The following is a 23793-nucleotide window of genomic DNA, read 5'->3' as shown; positions in this document are numbered from 1 at the left end:
CAATAGTTTAAATACTGCCTATTTTTATTTACTCCTTGTATGCATATACAATAAGTAAATAAAATAAACTGATTAAAATATGCGGTGGAGATGTTTAATCGTAGATGATGATCCAATTATTTTAATGATAATTAAAAAATGGACCGACATGGTGGAGCAGCTTGAAGTTGTAGCTGTGTGCAACAGCGCCTTACAGGCAATGGAGACCATGAAAACAGAAAAGATAGATTTACTCTTTCTGGATATACAGATGCCTGAATTATCGGGCATTAGCTTTCTAAGAAGTCTACAAAATCCCCCCAAAGTAATTTTTATAACTGCTTATAAAGAATTTGCCGCCGAAGCTTTTGATTTAAATGCGGTGGATTTTTTACTAAAGCCAATAAGCCTGGAGCGTTTTTTTAAAGCTGTTAATAAGGTTATCGAGGCCGGCATTTCTCCTGAAGAAGGACTGAATATCCATGTGGAACGCGAATGCTTGTATCTTAAAGCAAACAGAAAAACAGTTAAGATTTTTTTGGACGAAATTGTTTATGTAGAAAGCGCTAAAAATTATATTAAGATATACAGGCAGCTTAATACACCTTTAGTGGTTAAGTATTCTTTAACAGCATTGGAAGCAAAGTTACCGCATAATTTATTTGCCCGGGTCCATCGGTCTTTTATTGTCGCGGTCAGCAGAATTACTGCCTTTACCAATTACGATGTTGAAATTGGTAAAATCGAAATCCCAATAGGAAGACAATATGTGGGGCAATGGAAAAGATTATCGAAGAAGAGTAAGGTTTTGGCATAAAAACTTAGGGGCAGTTTAAATTTCATTTTGAAATAATCTTACAAAATTAAAACGCCACATTCAAAAAAAACTTTTGTCATCCTGAACGATAGTGAAGGATCTGTTATTCGCCATGCTTCTTCGCTCTGTACAGTCTGTGAATAGATCCTTCGTTCCTCAGGATGACAAACCTTTTTAAAGGTCCTTTCCCCTTCAGAGTTTCGCTAAATTTTAAAACCCGCACTACCATACTTTTATGAGGCCACTACTTCAACACATCCAAAACCCTGAACATTTTCTCCTTAATCCCCCTGCCAGATCCATTGTAGTTGTTAACCATGATGGAAAAACAAAGCTCGCGCCCGTTGTGATTTTGGTAACCGGCATAGCACAGCACGCTGTTGATGCTGCCGCTTTTCATTTTCATGTTATTGTAAACGGGCAGACTCTCATACAGATCATTAAACCAACTTTCCTTTTTGGCAGATTGCAGAATTTTGGCCAGTGTATTGGTAGTTACCCTATCGCCGGGCGATAGGCCGCTGCCATCATAGGTATTGATGCTGTTAGGGTCGATGCCGCGTGCCTGCCAAAATTTTCTGACTTCCTCTGCACCATTGGTCGTGGTTGGCTTTTTGCCCTGCTTCCAGGCAATGGTTTTAAGTAATTGCTCGGCATACAGGTTAATACTTTTTTGGTTGAGCCAGTAAATGATCTTACTCAATGGCGGCGACTGAATGGTTGCCAGGTTTTTCGAAATCAGCGGAGCCTGAAGTCCTTTGGCGGTTAGTGTTGTAACAGATTCGGGGGCATTGCTTATATTAATACCTAATTTTTTCAACGTATCAGCCAAACGCAGGGCGGCATCATAGGCTGCATCGGGCAGGGCGGCCGAGATACTTTTTTTCTCCTGGTCTGTAGCGTAGCTCCCCCGCAAGTACATTACTTTGCTGCCAACCGGCAAAAAGGCATAAGCGTTATCCCCACTCCCTGCCGAACCATTCAGCAATTCGCTTTTAAAGGTAAGGTACGAAATGTTGGGTACGGTGTGCGAGATGCCAATCAGGTTACCGGCAATACCTGTGCGCAATTTAATATCAAACTGATTTTCGCGCCAGCAAAGGCCCGATGTTCCGGCACCATAGTAGTTGCCTATATCTTGCCAGATCCAACCTTCAGGGATTGATTGTGTGCCGAAGATACTGTCATCGCCAATAATTCGTCCGTTTATTTTTTTGATGCCTGCGGTTTTCAGGGCGTCGGTCATTAAAGCCAATACGTGCGCTTCTTTGGTTTGCTCATAACGCCAGCTGCCCAGGGTTGGGTCGCCGGCACCTTTGATGATGACATCGCCGTTGAGGGTACCATCGGTGGTGATCTCTCCACTGTAACCCAGTTGGGTTTGGTATCTGAAATCGGCACCCAAAACGTTAAAAGCGGTTATGCTGGTAATGGTTTTAAGTGTTGATGCCGTAGCCAAACCCATGTTGGGATTAGCGGCAAACACCTGTTCGCCGGTTTTAGCATCGATAACGGTTAATGACAGCGATGCATAAGTACACTGGCTATCGGCCTGTAACCTGTTAAAAGCTGTCGCTAATTTTTGCTGAAGATCCTGGGCGTAAACCCTTCCGCTTAAAATAAATAAACTAACTATTAATAACCGCTTCATCCTCATGCTTAACGTTCCTTTGCGATATATAATATATTGGGATACCTATCAACACGATCCCTAAACCAAATACCGAATAGGTGCTTTTGTAAACCAGCAATAAAATACAAAATGCTATACCCATTAAAATGTAAATGGCAGGCAATACAGGATAGCCAAATGCTTTGTAAGGGCGTTCGGTGTTAGGTAGTTTAGCCCTTAAAATGTAGATACCTACAATAGTAAGTACATAAAATATAACAACTACCAAAGATATCATATCCAGCAGATCGCCATAACGGCCGCTTAAGCAAAGCACTGATGCAACTAAGGCCTGAATCCATAAGCCAAATTCCGGAACCGCAAATTTATTGAGCGTGCCGGTACGTTTAAAAAACACACCGTCCTTAGCCATGGTATAATAAACCCTTGCGCCAGATAATATTAAGCCGTTGTTGCAGCCAAAGGTTGATATCATAATCATCACTGCAATGATGTAGGTGCCTACATTACCAAAAATAACATGCGATGCTGCTACAGCTACCCTATCCTTATCGGCCACAGAAATTTCATGCAGCGAAAGCACACCAGTGTAAACCACATTGGCCAGCACATAAATCAATGTAACAATGATGGTACCAAACATCATGCTTAGCGCCACATCGCGTTTAGGGTTCTTCATTTCGCCGGCCACAAAGGTTACGCTATTCCAGGCATCACTGCTAAAAATAGAGCCTACCATAGCCGCAGCCACAGCACCCAAAGCAGTACCTACGGTTAATTTAGTAATAGTACCATCCTTGTTCAGGTTGTGCAAATCCCAGGCATTTGTCCAGTTGGCTGTCCAGATATCTCCTTTAAATGCCAAAAATCCAAAACCTATCAAACCAAAAAGGCTGATGAGTTTGGTCATAGTAAAAGTTGTTTGTATCAGCTTGCCGCCTTTTACACCGCGGGTATTTATGAATGTGAGGATGATGATCAGTATGATGGATACTACCTGCGCGGCACTGATCTTGATAGAGCCTAAATTGAATAGAATATTATCCTCGCTAAAAGCAGGGATCAAATAAGCCGTAAATTTTGAGAAAGCCACACCTACGGCAGCAATAGTTCCGGTTTGGATCACCGCGAAAAAACTCCATCCGTATAAAAAAGCAATGAGTTTATTATAGGCTTCCTTTAAATAAACGTACTGCCCGCCTGCTTTGGGGAACATACCGCTGAGCTCGCCATAACTTAAGGCAGCGGTTAAAGTCATAAAGCCGGTGATAACCCAAATTGCTATAAGCCAGCCTGCTGAGCCAACATTGCGTATAATATCTGCACTAACTATAAATATACCTGAACCTATCATGGAGCCTGATACCAGCATGGTACCATCCAGCAGGCTCAGTTCATGTTTCATTTTGGGTTGTCCGGAATCTTTTGCCATAAATTGTTTTAGGGTTTAAAGTCCTAAACTATTCAAAAAACTTTAATATTGACAGGCTATTGTAAAGAAAATAAAATCACTATTTTGCAACCACCAATTACACCTGTTATACTTAACACCAAAAAGTACTACATTATAAACCAAACTTGTGACTATGGATTTTCTGAACACTTACTTAATTTATTTGATTCCGGTTTTTGGGCTCATCGGCATTGCCGCAATGGCCATTAAAGCCGCGTGGGTTACCAAACAAGATGCCGGCGATGGCGATATGGTAAAACTATCGGGCTATATTGCTGATGGGGCAATGGCCTTTTTACGTGCCGAGTGGAAAGTGCTGAGCTACTTTGTAGTAGTTGCCGGTGTATTACTGGCCTGGAGCGGCACTACGGTTGCTACCTCAAGCCCGGTTATTGCCGTGTCATTTGTAGTAGGCGCATTTTTATCGGCCTTTGCAGGTTATATGGGTATGCGCATTGCTACCAAAGCTAACGTGCGTACTACACAAGCTGCGCGTACCAGCCTTGCACAAGCTTTAAGAGTTTCATTTACCGGGGGTACCGTAATGGGCCTTGGTGTTGCCGGCCTGGCCATTATTGGTTTAGGCTCGCTGTTTATTGTGTTTTATACGGTATATGTTAAAAACACAGGGGGCACCGTTAATGGCGAGGCCATGGCCAAAGCACTTGATGTTTTAGCCGGATTTTCTTTAGGATCTGAATCCATAGCCCTATTTGCCCGTGTGGGAGGTGGTATTTACACCAAGGCCGCCGATGTTGGCGCCGACCTTGTGGGTAAGGTAGAAGCCGGAATCCCCGAGGATGATGTACGTAACCCTGCTACTATTGCCGATAACGTAGGCGATAACGTAGGTGACGTTGCCGGTATGGGCGCCGATTTATTTGGATCATACGTAGCAACTATGCTGGCTACCATGGTTTTGGGCCGCGAAATTGTATCGCACGACAAATTTGGTGGTATAGCCCCAATATTGCTCCCTATGGTTATTGCAGGTTTAGGCCTGATATTCTCCATAGTTGGTGCATCACTGGTGAAGATTAATAAGGAAACTGATAGTGTACAAAAAGCTTTAAACATAGGTAACTGGGCATCTATCATTTTAACAGCCATTGCCACTTATTTTGTGGTACAATGGATGTTACCGGCTGATAGCTTCCACATGGTACGTGATGAGGATGCCAACCATGCTATAAAAGCAGGGTCGTTGGTGTTTACTAAAAACGGGGTATTTATGTCAATAGCAGTAGGCTTAGTAGTAGGCACATTAATGTCTCTTATTACAGAATACTACACAGCTATGGGTAAACGCCCTGTGCTGAGCATCATCCGCCAGTCATCAACCGGGCATGCTACCAATATTATTGGCGGCTTAGCTGTAGGTATGGAATCAACCGTATTGCCTATCCTGGTTTTAGCATCGGGCATTTATGGGTCATACCATTTTGCAGGATTATACGGGGTTGCTATCGCTGCAGCAGGCATGATGGCCACTACAGCCATGCAATTAGCCATTGACGCTTTCGGACCAATTGCCGATAATGCCGGTGGTATTGCCGAAATGAGTCGCCTGCCCGAGGAAGTACGCCACCGTACAGACAATTTAGATGCCGTAGGTAACACTACCGCCGCTACAGGCAAGGGTTTTGCCATTGCTTCGGCTGCATTAACCTCACTGGCCTTATTTGCGGCATTTGTGGGTGTTGCAGGTATCGAGCATATTGATATTTACAAGGCTGATGTTTTAGCCGGTTTATTTGTGGGCGGGATGATCCCTTTTATCTTCTCGGCATTGTGTATTTCGGCAGTTGGCCGTGCAGCTATGGCGATGGTTGAAGAAGTTCGCCGCCAGTTCCGCGAGATTCCCGGTATTATGACCTATGAAGGCAAACCCGAATATGAAAAATGTGTGGCTATATCAACCAAAGCGTCTATCCGTGAAATGGTTGCCCCTGGTTTGATAGCGCTCATTACGCCAATTATTATCGGTTTCTCTTTCGGCCCCGAAGTGTTGGGTGGTTTATTGGCCGGCGTTACCGTATCCGGCGTACTGATGGGGCTTTTCCAGAGCAACGCCGGTGGTGCATGGGATAACGCTAAAAAATCATTCGAAAAAGGCTGTTTGATCAATGGTGAGATGTTTTACAAAAAATCAGAACCACATAAAGCATCAGTAACCGGCGATACTGTAGGTGATCCGTTCAAGGATACCTCAGGCCCATCAATGAATATTTTGATCAAGCTGATGTCTATCGTTTCGTTGGTTATTGCGCCGCATTTAAACGCAAACCGCGTTGCTCCAACGGCGATGAAAAACGAAGTTAAAAAACAAATTACGGTACAGGCTTTTGTATCGCCTATAACTAAGGTTGATAAGAAAGGTTAATAACCAGTTTGGGATATTTAGGAAAAGCCACCTGATGAGGGTGGCTTTTTTTGTTGTTAAGAAAGTTCTCTATAACGTTATTGCAACAGCTATTTAGGTTCTAACTTTATTTTTTGCATATAAACAACATTGGCCCGCTCAGTTGCCGCGGGAGGGCTGTTACTTTGTCTTGAAACAAAGTAACCAAAATTCAAGTCAGCAGAGAGGTTTCTTTGCCGCACAAGGCCTTTGCCCTGCAAATCGGGCAGAACCACGGGCCGCGAATTTGCCCCACTTTGTTCGCTCATCCCTCTGCGGCAAAATCGCTAATACCCTTTTCCAGTACACAGGCCACCATTGTTCTGCCCTATTTCGCCCGAAACTTATCTGCTGACAAGAAAAGGGGAAATTTATCATCCTATTATAGCATACTCCTGCTTTTTAAAAACCAAACAGCCTTTTCCATCACCCTTGAGTATTGTTATCGGCAACAACAACTCCGGGTGTTAAGATTAATTTGAATAAACAAAACAAGGTTCGGTCAACATTTGCGCTCAAATCTTCTTTATTTACCAAACAATTTCCGCCCAGTTTCCACAACACAATTAATTTTTTTTTCCTTAAAAACAGGAGTGTTATCAAGACACTATTATTTATCCAATTGCACAACAAATGAGGCACTTACTCAGCTACAAGCAAAATCAATCCCGTTCGCTTTTCCCAACTTTAATTGGGGTAATTTATGCGCATCCATTCTTACATTCGGCCCTTTATCTTTTCAATAAATTTAAGTACGTTTGGGGAAATGTAAATTTTTAATTTTTTAGACTGATCTTACTAATTTAAAATGAAGTTATTTATTAAAAAACCTATTGCGCAATTGATGGCTGCTTCGGCAGAAACGGAGAAAACGCTGAAAAGGACTTTAGGCGTTGGATCGCTTATAGCTTTGGGTATTGGTGCAATTATTGGCGCCGGTATCTTTGTGCGAACGGCAGCAGCCGCGGGTGAACATGCCGGTCCGGCTGTTACCATTTCATTCCTTATAGCCGCATCTGGTTGCGCGCTGGCCGGTTTATGCTATGCAGAATTTGCCAGTATGATCCCTATTGCCGGCTCGGCTTACACCTATTCATATGCCACCATGGGCGAGTTTATTGCCTGGATAATTGGATGGGATTTGGTATTGGAGTATGCATTAGGTGCAGCAACAGTATCCATTGGATGGTCTCAGTACTTTAACGAGTTTTTACACACCTTTTTTAATGTGCACATACCCTATCAATGGGCGCACTCGTTTTTTGAAACATCCAACACAACCGCTGGTATGTATGCCGCAGAAGTGGGCACCAGGGGTATTGTCAATTTACCAGCTATCCTGATCCTGTTCCTGTTAACCTTATTGCTTATAAAAGGTACAGCAGAATCTGCCATGGTAAACAACATTATTGTGGTTATTAAAGTTGCCATTGTATTGATGATCATTGGCTTAGGCTGGCATTTTATAAACCCAGCTTTGCATACACCATACATGATCCCTGCTGATGCAGGCACGGTAAAAGTGAGCACAGGTGTTGTAAATTATGGCGATACCTTTAATCATGGCTGGCTTGGTGTATTACGTGGTGCCAGTGTGGTATTCTTCGCTTTTATTGGTTTTGATGCCGTTTCAACTGCCGCGCAGGAAGCAAAAAATCCGCAAAGAGATATGCCTAAAGGTATCCTGATATCATTGGTTATCTGTACTGCACTTTACATCCTGTTCTCTCACGTATTAACCGGTTTGGTATCATACAAAGAATTCCTTATCCAGGGTAAAGAAGCATCTGTAACTTATGCTATTAAAGCTGCTATGGGTCCAAGCTACCATTGGTTGGCTAACCTGGTAACAGTGTCTATCCTTGCAGGTTTCTCATCAGTTATCCTGGTGATGTTAATGGGCCAAACCCGTGTATTCTATACCATGAGTACTGATGGTTTAATCCCTAAGATCTTCTCCAAACTACACCCTAAATTCCAAACTCCTTACAAATCGCAATGGTTATTCTTCGGTTTTGTGTCCTTGTTTGCAGGTTTCATTCCTGACAGGATAGTGGGTGACATGGTAAGTATAGGTACCCTATTCGCATTCGTACTGGTTTGTTTTGGTATCATGATCTTACGTAATACCGATCCACATTTGGTTCGTCCGTTCAAAACGCCTATTTATTACATTGTTTGCCCGCTTGGCGCGCTGATCTGCTTAGGTATGATTGCTTCTGAAGGCTGGGAAAACTGGGCAAGGCTAATTGTTTGGTTACTAATAGGCTTTGTAATCTATTTTGGTTACAGCATTAAACGCTCGCACGTTAGGCATGGCAAGGTTGAAGCCGCCGTTGATCCTATCAATCCAAAATATGTTGAATAACATAGAACTATTTCAATAATAACAAAAAAGGTTCTGGATTTTTCAGAACCTTTTTTGTTGCCCTATATTTATTAGTTCGTAGTATTTTCTTATTATCTTCATACTGATTTTAATTGTAACAGCTTTAAGTTTCCGGTCAAAGTCAAAATAAACAAAACACTATCACCATGCAGCCACTAATTTTCAGGGAAATATTATCCGTTACGATGATCCTCTTTGCCATTATTGATATACTGGGCGCTATACCTGTAATTATCCAGGTGCGCCAACGTGTAGGGCATATCGAATCGGAAAAGGCAAGTATAGCTGTGTTGGTTTTAATGGTTGTTTTTTTGTTTGTTGGCGATGAACTATTAGCTATTATCGGTTTAGATATATCGTCTTTTGCCATAGCAGGTTCGCTGGTGATATTTATTATAGCCATGGAGATGGTGTTAGGGGTCGACTTTTTTAAAGAAGAGATCCCGCAGTCAGCCTCCATTGTGCCTATCGCCTTCCCACTTATTGCAGGTGCAGGAACCATGACTACCCTGCTCTCGTTAAAATCGCAGTATCAAACGCAAAACATTATAGTTGGCATTATACTCAATACCATAGTTGTTTACATTGTATTAAAAAATGTAAAATTCCTGGAAAGGCTATTAGGCCCCGTGGGTTTAAGCATCCTGCGTAAATCTTTCGGAATTATTTTGCTGGCTATCGCGATAAAGCTGTTTAGGGCTAATACGCATTTGTAGATGTGCAGATGATAGATTTCAGATGTGCAGATGGAACTTCAAAAGTAAACTCTACCGTTAGCTATAACGCGGTAACTCTTTTTCCTTTGCTAAACTTTTCCCTTAATGCGGTCATTTTACGCTCGAAGAAATGATATTGCAGATAAGATACAACTATAGTTAATACCCAAACTACAGTAATGTAAGCATACCCGTTCAGCTTCCAGTTAAACTTGTTAGAAAATATGAAAACCACCATGATAACAATAGGATGTAACAGGTAAAGCGAATACGATATGAGGCTAATAAAGGTAACGGGGCCCCGAATAAACTTACTGATCTTATCTACTTTTATTTCATACATCAACGGAATGAGCGCGGCAAGGGACACACTCAAAAAAGTAAACAAAACTGTTTTTTGTAAAATATCTGAGTAAGGAATATGAAGTAAACCAGAACTATAAAAAAAGCTTATAACCCCAATAAACAGGGCTAATCCAATGGCGAAAAATAAGCCTTTATATTTATAAAAAAAGCCTGTGTGGTAATATTTCAGGTAAGATAACAACACGCCTGTGCCAATGGCATCAAGCCTAAGCGGAACCATTTTTCTGAAGCCCTGATCCCATTTTAAATCCATATTATTTAACGCTAAATAAACCCGGAGTAAAAGCGGGAACAAAACAAAAACGAGAGCGACAACTAAAAATGCTTTTGATTTACTTTTAATGAGGTATTGCATCCCAAACAGGAATAACGGAAACAGTAAATAAAACCACTCTTCGATACTTAAACTCCATGATACACCAAATATATTTTCGGGCATTGGGGTAAAAAAGTTCTGTAAAAAAACTAAATAAGTAAAATTATTACTTACGCTAAAAATAAGGTGATGGTAACTTGGATAGTACAACAGTTCATAAATGATAATCACGAGGTAATAGTTGGGGAGCGTTCTGAACCAGCGCCGGATCCAAAATAACTTTATGGAAGAAAAGCTTGTAATGCCCGAATAATTATGGGTCTTTATTAAAATACTTCCGATTAAAAAACCGCTCAGTACAAAGAAAGCTTCAACGCCTATTAAACCCCAATAACGAGTAATGATTTCAAGGGTGGAATTTGCGAATTTTAAAGAAAAAGTATGCGCTATTAATACTAAAATTATCGCGATGCATCTTAAAAAATCAAGCCCGAATACTCTTACTTTTTGATCACCCATGCAGGCCTAAAGATAACAGAAGCAAATCATTTTCAAATCCTCCAATCAGCCATTTTTCAAACTCCTAACAACCTTGCCACAAACATGGTATCAGCCTTATGCTCGTATCCTTTCAGCACCTTGCTTTCTTCAAGCTTTAAACCCAATTCCTTTACCAAATAATCAACCACTTCCTCATTCTCGCCTTTAAAGGCCGAGCAGGTGATATAAATCAATGGCTTGCCGGGTTTTAAGTATTTCACCACGTTTTGCGCGATACTTTTTTGCAGGCGCTGAAAAAATTCAATTTTGGGTGGCATAAACTGAGCTATCATTTCGGGTGTACGGCCCCAGGTGCCCGAGCCGCTGCAGGGAGCATCTAAAATAATACCGTCAAATTCATAGTCATGCAGGGATTGGTCAATGTTGGTAGTCAGGTCCAATACCTTTTTCTGATACTTGGTTAGGCCCGCCAATTGGAAACGTTCATCCAGGTTAGCCAGTACCGACTCCCGGATATCCGATACAACCAATTTTATATTTGGCTCGTCCTCATGCAACAACAGCGATTTACCGCCCGATGCCGCGCAGGCATCCCACCAGCTATCCCAACGCTTTGGCTTAAAAAACCCGCCAGTTTGCTGCGATGACAGATCCTGCACTTCAAACCAATGCTGTTTAGGAAATATGGTTTCTAAGCGGGTACCGTTGGGTAGTGAATAACATCCGTTACCTTCATCCTTAAACGCTATTTCTGCTTTAGTTAATTCGGCTTTTACCAGGTGATCGTAATTATTACGCACGCGTATAAAAAGATCGGGCTGGCAAAAAAAAGATTTTAAAAACGCGTCTTTGTCTATTCCGTCAGAAACCTGATCCATCCACGGAAACACATCCTCCAGCTTAAAAGCCGGGTATGCATTTTTTACAAGAGCGAGCTTATCATCAACATTAAAATTAATACAAGCGGCCCAATCGGGTTTAAAATGCTGTAAAAAGGAATTGCTTTGGGTATTACATAAAAATTCGGCAACAATCAGCCGTTCATCTGTAGCCAGGTTGGGCAGGGCCTGCCCTATGCGGAAATAATTATATATTAAACGATTGGCTACCCGCCTATCGGTAGATCCCATCTGCTTGTTTTGCCTGTAAAACCCTGGTAAAAATTTACTTAATGGCGTATCAACCGGGTATTCACCTATTATTCGCTGAAACGTTTTAAGTTGATTTATTGCCTTCATTCTACCTGTTTTAGCTCAAAGTTACTGTACATTAATATATTGACATGCGTGTTCACCCACCCTAATGGTCCCTTTTTTTCAAAGTGAAAATTATTGTGCAAGCCGGTAAAATCCGCCTTATCCAATGCTTCAAAATTATTATCAATCAGTTGTTTACCAAAAAACAAACCTTCATCAAACCCCTTTATGGCATAATCGGTAGGTTCAACATGGTAAAGCCGGTGATATACCCTGATAAACTCCATACTGGCATCAGACTTGTAATCAACCTGATCTGCAGATGTAATATGGGTTTTTAAGCGCTGCAAAATATCCACTTTCAAAAAACTGTATTTCTCCCAGCTTGGGTGCCCAAACAGCACCACCGGATAATGCCTGTTCAACGTATCTAACGACCGGAGGGTTACGCTTAAAAACGCCTGATCGGTAGCGGCTACAACAAATACATTTTGCTCAGTTCTTGAAAGCTGGGGAATTAACCCGGCTAACTGTCCTTTTGATATGATAACCGTAATTATTTTAACCTTCTTTTTGGTTACGCTATCCGTAGCATTTTTAAAGCCCCTTACATAATCTTGCTCCTGGCTGAATCCCGAACGTAGAATAAAGATTTTTTTAGGCTTTAATTTATTGCAGATATATTGCGCTGCGCCCCAGCCATGATACTCCAAAGGCGGCATTACAGTGATCAAATTACGGCTGTTGATGGTGGCAGGCGATGCAGGTGAAAGCGGTGAAACAATTGGTGCTTTTGTATTAAGCACCTCTGCAAACACTTTTATGCCATCAGGAAAAACAGGACCAACTATCAGGTCGCTATTTTTAATGAGCGGATTAAAGGCAAGGCTGTGAGCCTGTGCGGCATCATCCTTCGAGTCGTATAAATGCAGTTTAAAATTAGCGCCGGCAGCAGTTAATGAATCCAAAGCCATTTTAAAACCCTGGTAATACTCCACGCTCATGTTGGCTTTTGTTAAGCCCGCCGAAGTATATTTCGCCCCCGGTTTCAGGTGATCCAGGCCCATAGGCAGAATCATGGCTATATTTAGCTGTTTTGCTTCCGCCGGTTTGGTAGTTGCTTTTTCGGCAACCTTCTTTTCGGGTTCCTTTTCAGTTTGTTTTTTTACGGGTGCAGTTACCGGCCGCAGTTTTGGAGAACATGCAGCCAGTAACATTACCGCTATAAAAAATAATAACCATTTATTCCCACTCAATTGTGGCAGGCGGTTTCGAACTGATATCATATACTACCCGGTTAATTCCTTTTACGTTATTGATGATCTCGTTACTGATCTTGGCCAGCAGATCATAAGGTAAATGGCACCAATCGGCTGTCATTCCATCCAGTGACTCTACAGCGCGCAGGCAAATTACGTTCTCGTAAGTACGCTCATCGCCCATTACCCCTACCGACTGTACCGGCAAAAATATTGCGCCGGCCTGCCAAACCTTATCGTAAACACCATATGACCGTAAATTGTTGATATAAATCGCATCAGCCTCTTGTAATATAGCAACTTTTTGCGGGGTTACATCACCTAATATCCTGATTGCCAGTCCCGGACCAGGAAAAGGATGCCTGCCTAAAATATTAGGATCAATACCTAATGCTTTACCAACACGCCTTACTTCGTCTTTAAACAGGGTATTTAAAGGTTCAACAACCTTTAGTTTCATAAAATCGGGCAGCCCGCCAACATTATGGTGTGATTTGATGGTAGCCGATGGCCCCTTAACAGAAACCGACTCGATAATATCCGGGTAAATAGTACCCTGGCCAAGCCATTTAACATCCTGAACCTCGTGAGCGGCATCATCAAATACCTCAATAAACACACGGCCTATTGCCTTACGTTTCTTTTCAGGATCGCTTAGGCCCGCCAGCGCATCGTAAAAACGAGTCTTGGCGTCAATACCTTTTATATTTAAGCCCATGTGTTTGTATGAATCAAGCACCTGCTCATATTCATCCTTACGCAAAAGGCCGTTATCAACAAATATACAATGCAAATTTGTGCCAATGGCATGGTGCAGCAATACCGCGGCTACTGACGAATCAACACCACCAGAAAGACCTAATACTACTTTATCATCGCCTAATTTTTCTTTTAGGGCGGCAATAGTAGTTTCGATGAACGAATCGGGAGTCCAATCCTGGTGACATCCGCAGATATCAACTAAAAAGTTCTCCAACAACTGCTTCCCATCAATACTATGGGTTACTTCCGGGTGAAACTGGATACCGTAAGTTTGAGTACCGGTTACCTGGTAGGCCGCAATTTTTACGGTATCAGTACTGGCTATGATCTCAAAGTTATCGCCAATGCTTGATATGGTATCCGCATGCGACATCCAAACTTGTGAGTTCTCGGGGATATTTTTAAACAGCGGATTTGCCTTGTTAACGTATTCTAAATTAGCCCGGCCATACTCACGTGTGCTTGATGGCAATACCTCGCCGCCGTGGAAATGTGCCACATATTGTGCTCCGTAACAAACACCTAAAATAGGCCTTGTGTTATGAAATTGCTCAAAATCAAACCGGGGAGCATCTTCCTGGCGTACAGAATAAGGACTGCCGGAAAGGATGATACCTTTTACAGTGCTGTCAATTTCGGGATAATGATTGAAGGGGTGGATCTCACAGTAAATATTGAGCTCCCTGACACGGCGCGCTATAAGTTGGGTAAATTGCGAGCCAAAGTCAAGAATGAGGATTTTTTCTTGCATGGGCAAAGATAGGATTTTGATATGAGATGTGAGATATGAGATTTGAGATTTTTAAAAATGGGGTATTTTTCCTTCAATTATGTGTCTGAACCGGAATTTTCAGAATTAAAGAATTAACAGAATTTTACCTTGAAGCTGAATATTCAACGTTCAAATAATTCTGTCAATTCCTCAATTCGTTTAATTCCGATTCAGACAAAATCATCCGCGCTATGCAAGTCAACCTTGGTACTTAATACTAACTACTTGATACTATTTTCATGGTGTTGCCGGCGGCCCGGGCTGTTCGCTAATACGCCTGCAGGCATTACGCTTATTGGCCGGTACCACTACCATCCCTAACACGATGTCTGAATCAGAATTTTCAGAATTAAAGAATTAACAGAATTTCACCTAACTTGATTAGCCCTTTTTCAAAACTGGCAACTGGCAACTGGCAACTGGCAACCGGCAACCGGCAACCGGCAACCGGCAACCGGCAACCGGCAACCGGCAACCGGCAACTGCTAACTGCCCTCCCCTTCCCGTTTAACCAGCAACACCTCATCCCCATCCAACAGCAAATAACCATATTCATAACAAAACATATAAGTTGATCCGGTTTTGGTTTGATAGATACTGGTGATATGGTCAAAGTCGAAGCCTTTTGCTGCCAGTTTTTTGCGGGTGGTTTTGGTTTTACCGGTTGGGTTTAGCTCTTCCAGTACGCGGCGGTTGCGGCGCAGGATATTGTTGATATTGCGCACCAGGTTATAACTGTTGCTGTTAAGCTGGTTGTTATAATTATTGCGGCATAGGTCATTACAGAATTTTTTATCGGCCCGGCCGTGCAGCGGTTCGCCGCAATCCAAACAGTTTCTTTCCTGGTTCATAGCATAAAGATACACAATTACCTATCCGTTTGCAAACGTTTACAAACGGAAACTATCGACTATAAACGATTACTATCCGGTTAAATTTTCGGGGTAGCCGCACCTTTGTATCGTTATCAAAACATATATCAAACATTAAAAAAACAAAACGATGAACTCATTAAGAAACAGTGTACGCCTTGTAGGAAACTTAGGTATGGATCCGGAAGTAAAAGTTTTCGACAGCAACAAAAAGATGGCGCGAATATCTATAGCCACCAACGAGAGCTATAAAAATGACAAAGGCGAAAAGATAACCGATACCACATGGCATAATCTTGTTTTGTGGGGAGCCCAGGCCAAACTTGCCGAAGATCTTTTAAAGAAAGGCGATGAGGTAGCCATTGAAGGTAAACTGGCCAACCGCAATTACACCGATAAGGACGGGGTAAAACGTTACGTATCAGAAATTGTAGTGAATGAATTTTTAAAAGTTGGCGCGAAGGGCTGAAGAGCAAAAGGGCAGGAACCAAAAGGAGCGCAATGGCGGGTTGGTTCTGTGGATGATCGCTTTGCGGTATCACCTCCCGATGAAAAATGATGAACTGTTTGTTATCCTGAAATGCAGTGAACTATTCTACCGGCAAGCATTGTATGTTGGCAGGTAGATGTTTCACTGGGTACGGGAATCACGAAATGATTGGCTGAAAGTAATAAAAGGCATTCATTTTTTTAACTATCAAACTTCTGCCCAGGTAGTGTTTACGTTAATAGTTTGTTCAACAATATCATGAATAACTTTATCAAGCTCCCTGGTTGATATGTAGAGGTAGTCGATTATTTCATTGTTCAGCGGATTCATTTCATTGTGCTTATCGAACAAATTTACCAGGCCCAAAATGGTGGCTACCGGGCGCCTTAACTCGTGCGAACTTATATTGGCAATAGCGTGAAGTCTGTTGTTTTGCTCTTTAATATAGGTCTCATTTTTTTTGCTTTCAATTAAAACGCGCAGGATGTTAACCGTGCGTTCAATTAGCCGTAATTCGTCATTGTTGGGCTCACGAACGGTGGTGTAATAAATACCAAATACAGCCAAAACCTTTGTACCCTTTGTATTCATGACCGGTGCAGACCAGCAGGCTTTTAAACCATACGGTTTTACCAGTTGGGTATAATCAACCCACCTGGGGTCATTTTCAATATCACTTACAATAATCTGCTCGCGATAATATACCGCAGTACCACATGAGCCAACATCGGGTCCAATCTCAAGGCCTTCCAGCTGATCACAATATGGTTTTGGCAACCTTGGCGCGGCAAGGTTAAATAGCCTTTCCTGCGCGTGATCTACTTCCAAAACAGAGCAAAGCATATCAGGGAATATCGCTTCAATTCCCTTAAGCAATTCGGTGGTTGTTTGCGCAAGTGTATATTGTGTGGTAACATTCAACTCCAGCACCTTTTTTTCCAATCCCAACACCCATTCCTGGATTTTGATTTCAGTAATATCCCTGATAAAAACCGCTATCTGTTTATGATAAGGGTACATGTTGATGCGAAGCCAGGAATTTGAGTAAGCATTTAAATACTGAAGCTGTAATGATACATTATCGTTTAATGATCGTTTAAATTCGGCTAGTACCTCTGGGGTTAAACCCAGGCTTTCTATCTGAGTAAATCCTGATTGTTTAATTTCTTCGGCGCTTAAATTGGCCAAAGCCAGAAAAGCCGGGTTAAAAACCATGATATTCCAATCGGCATCAAGCACAATAAAACCCTCGTTCAGGCTTTGAATGGTATGTTGTACAATATCGTTACCCGTCAATCCTGCTAGAACAGGCGCATCCATCTGCGGGGTACCCGTAGAATAGATAAGATTATCATCATTTAAAATTACAGACCAGGTAACGCTATAATAGCAGCCATTTTTTGCCTTTATCCTGCTTTGATAGCCCAGCAGTTTCTTATGTAAAAGCAAACTGTTTTGCGATTCCTCCTTTCGCTCTTTATCCGCCGGGTGGCATATATCGGCAATATTAATACCCGATAATTCGGCATCACTATAGCCAAATAAGCTTTGAAAGGAAGGGTTTGTATGCAAAATCACTCCATTCACGTCCATCACAAAAAAAATATCTTTTGAATGAGTAAAAAGGGATGTGAATCTTATATCCATATGGGGTTTTTACGGTTTTTATATCCCGTAAGTTATAAAATATTTGTAATAACTTAATATTATTTTATGGCGTGCTTACTGCAACGGGCAAAACCTTACCATTAAAAAATTTATGACCCGTTAATGCGAAATCTGCAATATACTTACCCATTTCAAATGCCAAAACCGGCGACTGGTACCCAGGAAAAGCCTTCTCCAGCATTTCTGTTTGTGCCGACCCTAATGCCAGGCAGTTTACCTTAATATCCTGATCTGCAAGTTCCTGCGCCAGGCACTCCGTTAACGTGTGCAGCGCTGATTTGCTGGCCGAATAAGCCGACAAACCCGGAAATTTGGCACTACCGGAGTAGCCGCCCATACTGCCAATATTTAGTATATGCCCCCCTGCCGGAATTAATGATAAAAGCGCTTGTATAATACGTACATGACCTATAAAATTACTTTGCAGCATTTCTACAAAATCGGTTTCTAACAACTGGGTAAAAGGTTTATTAATAAGCACCCCTGCGTTATTGATTAAAATATCCACCTTGTTATCAAAATTAACCTCGATAAATTGCTGTAAACCCAGGTAATCATCGTGCACAATATCAAAAGTAAGGGCATATAACTGGCAATCGGGGTTAAGGCCATGGGCTATCTCCAGCAAACGCTCCAGTTTATCCTGCGAGCGGGCAAGGGCAATTACCTTATGGTTTCCTGATAGTATAAGTTCAATTACAGCTTCAAATCCTACGCCGCTGCTGGCGCCTGTTATAATGATGTTCATAGTAGCGACTAAAATACCAATTTTTGCTCAACAGGATGTTCAATAAGGTAAAAACCATCAGTGATAAGTTTTTTTAATTCGGGCTGGTCTTTTACCTTTTGCTTAAGAAAACCACGAATCTCAGCTACCAGTATCGGCTCAATCTCCTCATGTTCCAGCAACTCCAGTATCTCCAGGGCACAAAGCCAGTCGTCATGATGATCTTTTTGCAATTTAAGCCAAACGTTGCCTAAAAAATTATATTCACCTTGTTTTTGACGGCAATCACGCACCTGCTGGTATAACTTGTGCAATTCTATATTTTTAAAGTCATGCTCTACATGATGGGTGGCAGTTTTTGATTTGTAAATAACTTCCTCAAATGCCTCCTTATCAGCTGCACCGCAAAATACCGATGTGATGCTTTCGCCTACAGCCATATCATAAACGCCCCATGACGGATCAAATAGTATTACGCCTTTTTCATCAGTGACGCTACAATTTGTAAAAGTAATTATCTGCGTTTTCCCTTCGGATGCAAAGATATTTTTAACCCTGCCTTTAACCGTGATACCACTTTCAAAATCAAGTATCGCGTCTTTCTTAATTGCAATACCGATGTCTTCCAACTCCGCCAACCCCATGTTTTCTAAAGGCTGCGTATTTTTAAGTTTACCAACAGGCGAGCTGAAGCCATCCTGATGATAATTTTTACCATGACCTTTTAATTGCTTGTTGTTCACTGACAAAACAGATGGTCCGCTGGTTTTTAAAAAATAAGGATCTTCATTTTTACCAACTCTAAAATCGGTAACCGTACCGGAAACCTGCAAGCCTGAGCTATAAACCACCGTACAGGTGTTTTTACTTTCAAAAGCCTTACCCAAACCATAAGCTCCTCCCCTGCGGAACGACATGGAATTGGCAAATTGCTCCAGCACATCTATCAGGTTTTGAAAGTTTGGCGTTACAAATAACTGGGGTTGGGTTTTAGTAATATCATAGCTGTAGTTAAGGGCATCAATGGTATACCAAAGCTTCTTAACTTCGGCCGTCATACAGCTGGCACTTTCCCCAATAGATGACAGCAAGCCTGCACCATATATTTTCGGATTTTCCAATGTACCAATCAGGCCATATTCCACCGTCCACCAATGCAGGCGGCTTAGCAATGCCATTTCTGATGGCTCGCCCATGTTTTCCTGCCTGAAAGCTACCAGCTCATCAGCTTTCCTGATCTCTTCTGGGTCAGCATCTGGCATTTCTTTTAAAATTGATAAGGCCCTAATGGCTTCATAAAGTTCAAAGTCCTGTGCCGAAAACATCGCTTTCGCCCCTATCGAACCAAAATAGCTCAAATATTCATGGTAATCCTTATCGGCAATAATTGGCGCGTGTCCTGCCGATTCGTGTATAATATCGGGCGCGGGGGTATACTCAATATGGCGCAACTGCCTAATGTCTGCAGCTATTACCAGCACCCTGTAGGCCTGGTATTCCATAAAGGCAGCAGGTGGTATAAAACCATCAACAGTAACAGCTCCCCAGCCAATTTTGGCAAGGGCATCATTCATCTCCTGTAAATTGGGGATACGCTCTATAGTTAATCCGGCTTTGGTTAAACCGGGGATGTACGGATAATAAGCAACATCCTTTAAGTAACTATAGTTTTGCCGCATTACATAACGCCAAACCGCATGATCAATGGGCGTGTAATGTTCGTAGTGCTGATCTACTATAAATTGTTTTAAATGACCGGGCAATGCCGCTACCTGCGGATTATTAAAATCATTAAAATGGCTCATTAAAATAAATTGGTTTATATATAGAACGCCAATTTAAGTAAATGGTTGCCGCACTTGCAAAATTCAGAATATGATTCTAATATGAGTTTTAAATTGGAATATTATTCCGACTAACAACTAATTTTCCGAAGTAAATTCCGATGGTTTTTGCAACCCTTTCTCAAGCCGGCTTGGGCGTATCACATAGTAAATACCAATTAAGGCAACAAAAATAGAGACGAGATAAAAGCCAAAGCTTAAATAAACAGCCATATCTTCCGTAAGATTAAACTGACGTGCCAGGGTTAAAAAAAGTGCATCCCTGATACCGCCGCCACCTAAACTAAAGGGGATAACTGCTGCTAATGAAGAGAAGAGAAACGATAACAGGTAAGGCGCAAACTTGCCGTTAAAATCCTGTGCAAGCAGCAGGCATACAATAGTAAGCAATTGCATACTTTGTACACCTATAGCCTTTAAATGGCCTGAGAAAAAGTTATGGGTATAATCCCTGAAAAATTTTCGTGCAACAAAATAATAAATTACTGAACCCACCGACACGATACTCAGCGGAATAGCCAAATGATACGGGAAACTCGGGATTAAAATAATAAGGCCAACCACAATAGCGCCAATAGCCCAAAAGCCGCTTAGCCTATCAAACAAAATAGCCCAGAAAACTTTTTTGGTAGGTAGTTTATAGGTTTTGTGCAGCAAGTAAATTTTATAACCATCGCCGCCTATACCGCCCGGTAGTAACACGTTGTAGCACAGCCCTAAAAAATATAAGCGCAGGTTGAAACGCCAATCCAGCTTAAGGCCAATAGATTTAAAGAAACTGAGTAAACGCCATGACGAAAACAGCATTGAGCCAATGTAGCAAAGAATAGCAGCAGTTAGCCAGGCACGGTTAGCATGAGCAAGGCGGAATTTTATTTTAGCAAAAGGAACCTTGCTAAAAACCCAATAAAGCAGGCCGCCGGTAACCACTATTATTAAAATAACCTTAACTACATTCCAAAGCTTACCTTTCCAGGTTTTATGCTCGGTGCCTTCGTCAACTATATCTTCTATTTCTGTCATTCGGCCGCAAAGATAGTTAATTAGTAATTAGTTAAATTTTATCAACTAATAAATTCACTGTTTGTTCACAAATTATTAATCTCTAATCTAATGGTCAAAATTCTAACTAATCTTTAATCAACTAATCACTAATCTTTAAAAAGAAGTATTTTTGCGCAAATTTTTATCAATATGAATAAAGTAAAGGTTGGCATAGTGCAAATGAGCTGTACTGCAGATAAGCAGCAGAACATGCAAAAAGCCATTGTTAAAGTAAGGGAAGCAGCGGCCAAAGGCGCACAGATAGTTTGTTTACAGGAACTGTTTACCTCACTTTATTTTTGTGACGTTGAGGATTATGACAACTTTAAACTTGCCGAAGCTATCCCCGGCCCATCAACAGATGAGTTATCAAAAGTTGCTGCCGAGCTTAACGTAGTAATCATTGCTTCGCTGTTTGAGAAACGTGCGCAAGGTCTTTATCATAACACAACCGCCGTTTTAGATGCCGATGGCAGCTACTTAGGCAAATACCGTAAAATGCACATCCCCGATGATCCCGGCTTTTACGAAAAATTTTATTTCACCCCCGGCGACTTGGGTTACAAAGTATTTAAAACCAAATACGGCAAATTAGGCGTACTTATTTGCTGGGATCAATGGTACCCCGAAGCTGCACGCATTACCGCATTAATGGGTGCCGATATTTTATTTTACCCAACGGCAATTGGCTGGGCAACCACGCAGGATGAAGCTACTAACGTAGAGCAATACAATGCGTGGCAAACCATTCAACGCTCGCACGCGGTAGCTAATGGCATACACGTAGTAAGTGTTAACCGTGTTGGCGAAGAAGCTGGCGTTAAATTTTGGGGAGGATCATTCTTTGCAAATCCATTTGGAGCAATTATTCAGCAAACCTCACATGACGAGGAAGAAGTTGTTGTGCAGGAACTGGATTTAGATAAATCTGATTATTACAGAAGTCATTGGCCGTTTTTGAGGGATAGAAGAATTGACAGTTATCAGCCGATAACGAAAAGACTTTTAGACGAAGACTAGTCCGAAAGTCGGGAAGACCGAAAGTCCGAAAGTAAAAAAACGTGAAGTCGCATGAGCTTTAAATTTGAAAAGTTGATTATCTGGCAAAAATCTGTGGATTTATCAGCCGATATACATAACCTTACAAAAACTTTCCCGAAGGATGAATTGTTCGTTCTGACTGCTCAAATTAAAAGAGCGGCTGATTCGGTCTCTTTAAATATTGCAGAAGGATCAACCGGACAATCAAATTTAGAGTTTAATAGATTTTTAGGCTATGCCTTACGTTCTAATATTGAAGTAGTTGGTTGTTTATTTTTAGCTCAAAAAAGAGGCTTAATATTGCAACCTGCTTTCACAAAGCTATATCAACAATGCGAGGAAATACTTGTAATGCTTAATGCCTTACGCAATTCTCTTAAATAAAAACAATGCCAACAAATAAACATAATTCTAATTTAAATTCCACTCTTTCGGACTTTCCGACTTTCGGACTTTCGGACTCACCTGCTTCGCAGGGATTTTCCTTCCCAGCTGAATGGGCGCGCCATACAGCAACCTGGTTAAGCTGGCCTCATAAAGAGGCTTCTTGGCCGGGAAAATTAGATACCATCTACACGTCCTACATCGAATTCATCAAGGTATTAACCAAAGGCGAATTGGTTCGCATCAACGTGGTTGATGAAAACATGAAGGCGTCGGTGGCTTTTCAATTGCAAAACGCAGGTGTCGACATGAGCCGGGTGGAACTATTTGAATTTGCTACCAACGATGCCTGGTGCCGTGACCACGGACCAGCATTTTTGATCAATCCTGATACTAAACAAAAAGCGATTGTTGATTGGGGTTACAATGCCTGGGGCGGCAAATATCCCCCCTTTGATCTGGACGATGTGATCCCTACAAAAATCGGAAAACATTTTGGTTTGCCTGTATTTAATCCGGGTATTGTAATGGAAGGTGGCTCTGTTGATTTTAATGGCAAGGGCACCATTTTAACCACCACTGCATGCCTGCTCAACAAAAACCGCAACCCGCAGTTAAATCAGCAGCAAATTGAAGGCTATCTTCGTAATTATTACGGCGCCGAGCAAATTTTATGGTTGGGCGATGGCATTGTGGGCGATGATACGGATGGACATATTGACGATATCACCCGCTTTGTAAATGAAGACACCGTGGTTACCGTAGTTGAAGAAAATAAAAACGACGACAACTATCACTTGCTACAGGAAAACCTGGAAGCATTAAAAACCATGCGTCTACTCAACGGTAAACAACTTAACGTTGTGGAATTACCTATGCCCGATGAAGTTATTCATGACGATACCCGTCTGCCTGCATCATACGCTAATTTTTATATAGCGAACTCGGCCGTAGTAGTGCCTACGTATCGTTCTGCTAATGATGATAAGGCGTTGCAGATTATCCAGCAATGTTTCCCTGATCGCGAAGTGGTGGGTATTGATTCAACAGATATTATCTGGGGATTAGGCAGCTTTCATTGCCTGAGCCAGCAGGAACCGGAGATTTGATGATTTCAGATATGCAGATTATATAAATTATTAAATCTTATAAACAACAACGCC

Annotated in this window: 19 protein-coding genes; 8 read left to right on the top strand and 11 right to left on the bottom strand. The window is 41.7% G+C overall.

The features are described 5' to 3' along the window. Positions 1-79 precede the first annotated feature (79 nt). Positions 80-796 carry a LytR/AlgR family response regulator transcription factor gene (locus AC1D0K_RS28040; protein ID WP_477393768.1) on the top strand — a complete coding sequence of 239 codons (717 nt, stop codon included), beginning with the start codon at positions 80-82 and terminating at the stop codon, positions 794-796. Positions 797-1040: 244 nt separating this feature from the next. On the opposite strand, the gene dacB is transcribed toward AC1D0K_RS28040, so the two are convergent. After that, the gene (gene dacB / locus AC1D0K_RS28035) at positions 1041-2447 is read right to left on the bottom strand and encodes a D-alanyl-D-alanine carboxypeptidase/D-alanyl-D-alanine endopeptidase (protein WP_477393766.1); all 1407 of its coding nucleotides are present in this window, start codon (positions 2445-2447) and stop codon (positions 1041-1043) included. Continuing rightward, entirely contained in the window at positions 2425-3861 is a 1437-nt protein-coding gene (locus tag AC1D0K_RS28030; protein ID WP_477393763.1) for an APC family permease, read from the bottom strand. The genes dacB and AC1D0K_RS28030 overlap by 23 nt, the downstream gene beginning before the upstream one ends. A gap of 154 nt (positions 3862-4015) precedes the next feature. Between AC1D0K_RS28030 and AC1D0K_RS28025 the strand changes: the two genes are divergently transcribed. The 3 genes from AC1D0K_RS28025 (at position 4016) to AC1D0K_RS28015 (ending at position 9388) form a co-directional block, all read left to right on the top strand. Further along, positions 4016-6265, top strand: a complete 2250-nt coding sequence (locus AC1D0K_RS28025) for a sodium-translocating pyrophosphatase (protein ID WP_477393761.1) — start codon at positions 4016-4018, stop codon at positions 6263-6265. Positions 6266-7091: 826 nt separating this feature from the next. Continuing rightward, positions 7092-8651: an amino acid permease gene (locus tag AC1D0K_RS28020; RefSeq protein WP_295713354.1), complete on the top strand. Its 1560-nt coding sequence runs from the start codon at positions 7092-7094 to the stop codon at positions 8649-8651. Positions 8652-8818: 167 nt separating this feature from the next. Further along, positions 8819-9388: a MarC family protein gene (locus AC1D0K_RS28015; protein WP_477393757.1), complete on the top strand. Its 570-nt coding sequence runs from the start codon at positions 8819-8821 to the stop codon at positions 9386-9388. Positions 9389-9449: 61 nt separating this feature from the next. Here the strand turns inward: AC1D0K_RS28015 and AC1D0K_RS28010 are convergent, their stop codons facing one another. The 5 genes from AC1D0K_RS28010 to AC1D0K_RS27990 form a co-directional block, all read right to left on the bottom strand. Next, positions 9450-10589 (bottom strand): acyltransferase family protein, encoded by a 1140-nt coding sequence (locus tag AC1D0K_RS28010; protein WP_477393755.1) that lies wholly within the window; start codon positions 10587-10589, stop codon positions 9450-9452. A gap of 56 nt (positions 10590-10645) precedes the next feature. After that, entirely contained in the window at positions 10646-11809 is a 1164-nt protein-coding gene (locus AC1D0K_RS28005) for an RsmB/NOP family class I SAM-dependent RNA methyltransferase (RefSeq protein ID WP_295713345.1), read from the bottom strand. Continuing rightward, positions 11806-13053 carry an ABC transporter substrate-binding protein gene (locus tag AC1D0K_RS28000; protein WP_477393753.1) on the bottom strand — a complete coding sequence of 416 codons (1248 nt, stop codon included), beginning with the start codon at positions 13051-13053 and terminating at the stop codon, positions 11806-11808. The genes AC1D0K_RS28005 and AC1D0K_RS28000 overlap by 4 nt, the downstream gene beginning before the upstream one ends. Then, a complete protein-coding gene (gene guaA / locus AC1D0K_RS27995) occupies positions 13010-14539 on the bottom strand; it encodes a glutamine-hydrolyzing GMP synthase (protein WP_477393751.1) in 1530 nt (509 codons plus the stop codon). Before guaA ends, AC1D0K_RS28000 begins: the two co-directional genes overlap by 44 nt. A 506-nt stretch (positions 14540-15045) precedes the next feature. Next, positions 15046-15411: a hypothetical protein gene (locus AC1D0K_RS27990; RefSeq protein ID WP_477393749.1), complete on the bottom strand. Its 366-nt coding sequence runs from the start codon at positions 15409-15411 to the stop codon at positions 15046-15048. Between the two features lie 151 nt (positions 15412-15562). Between AC1D0K_RS27990 and AC1D0K_RS27985 the strand changes: the two genes are divergently transcribed. Next, complete coding sequence (locus AC1D0K_RS27985; protein WP_477393747.1) at positions 15563-15901, top strand: single-stranded DNA-binding protein; 339 nt, start codon at positions 15563-15565, stop codon at positions 15899-15901. Between the two features lie 228 nt (positions 15902-16129). Here the strand turns inward: AC1D0K_RS27985 and AC1D0K_RS27980 are convergent, their stop codons facing one another. The 4 genes from AC1D0K_RS27980 to AC1D0K_RS27965 form a co-directional block, all read right to left on the bottom strand. Further along, positions 16130-17569, bottom strand: coding sequence for a PAS domain S-box protein (locus tag AC1D0K_RS27980; RefSeq protein WP_477441643.1), 1440 nt, complete (start codon positions 17567-17569; stop codon positions 16130-16132). 64 nt (positions 17570-17633) lie between these two features. Further along, positions 17634-18338, bottom strand: a complete 705-nt coding sequence (locus tag AC1D0K_RS27975; protein WP_477396704.1) for an SDR family NAD(P)-dependent oxidoreductase — start codon at positions 18336-18338, stop codon at positions 17634-17636. Positions 18339-18346: 8 nt separating this feature from the next. Beyond that, the gene (locus AC1D0K_RS27970; RefSeq protein ID WP_477396706.1) at positions 18347-20122 is read right to left on the bottom strand and encodes an aromatic amino acid hydroxylase; all 1776 of its coding nucleotides are present in this window, start codon (positions 20120-20122) and stop codon (positions 18347-18349) included. A gap of 117 nt (positions 20123-20239) precedes the next feature. Then, positions 20240-21184, bottom strand: coding sequence for a lysylphosphatidylglycerol synthase transmembrane domain-containing protein (locus AC1D0K_RS27965; RefSeq protein WP_477396708.1), 945 nt, complete (start codon positions 21182-21184; stop codon positions 20240-20242). A gap of 171 nt (positions 21185-21355) precedes the next feature. On the opposite strand from AC1D0K_RS27965, the gene AC1D0K_RS27960 reads away from it, so the two are divergent. From AC1D0K_RS27960 to AC1D0K_RS27950, 3 genes are read left to right on the top strand one after another with little or no spacing between them, the layout of a single operon-like run. Next, positions 21356-22225, top strand: a complete 870-nt coding sequence (locus tag AC1D0K_RS27960; RefSeq protein ID WP_477396711.1) for a carbon-nitrogen hydrolase — start codon at positions 21356-21358, stop codon at positions 22223-22225. Positions 22226-22276: 51 nt separating this feature from the next. Further along, positions 22277-22630 (top strand): four helix bundle protein, encoded by a 354-nt coding sequence (locus AC1D0K_RS27955; protein WP_477396714.1) that lies wholly within the window; start codon positions 22277-22279, stop codon positions 22628-22630. A gap of 5 nt (positions 22631-22635) precedes the next feature. Beyond that, positions 22636-23739 (top strand): agmatine deiminase family protein, encoded by a 1104-nt coding sequence (locus AC1D0K_RS27950; RefSeq protein ID WP_477396716.1) that lies wholly within the window; start codon positions 22636-22638, stop codon positions 23737-23739. Positions 23740-23793: the final 54 nt, after the last annotated feature.

Source organism: Mucilaginibacter sp. P1_A3 (assembly GCF_056406855.1).
The sequence above is the reverse complement of the archived record's forward strand: the minus strand, read 5'-3'. Positions and strand labels throughout refer to the sequence as shown.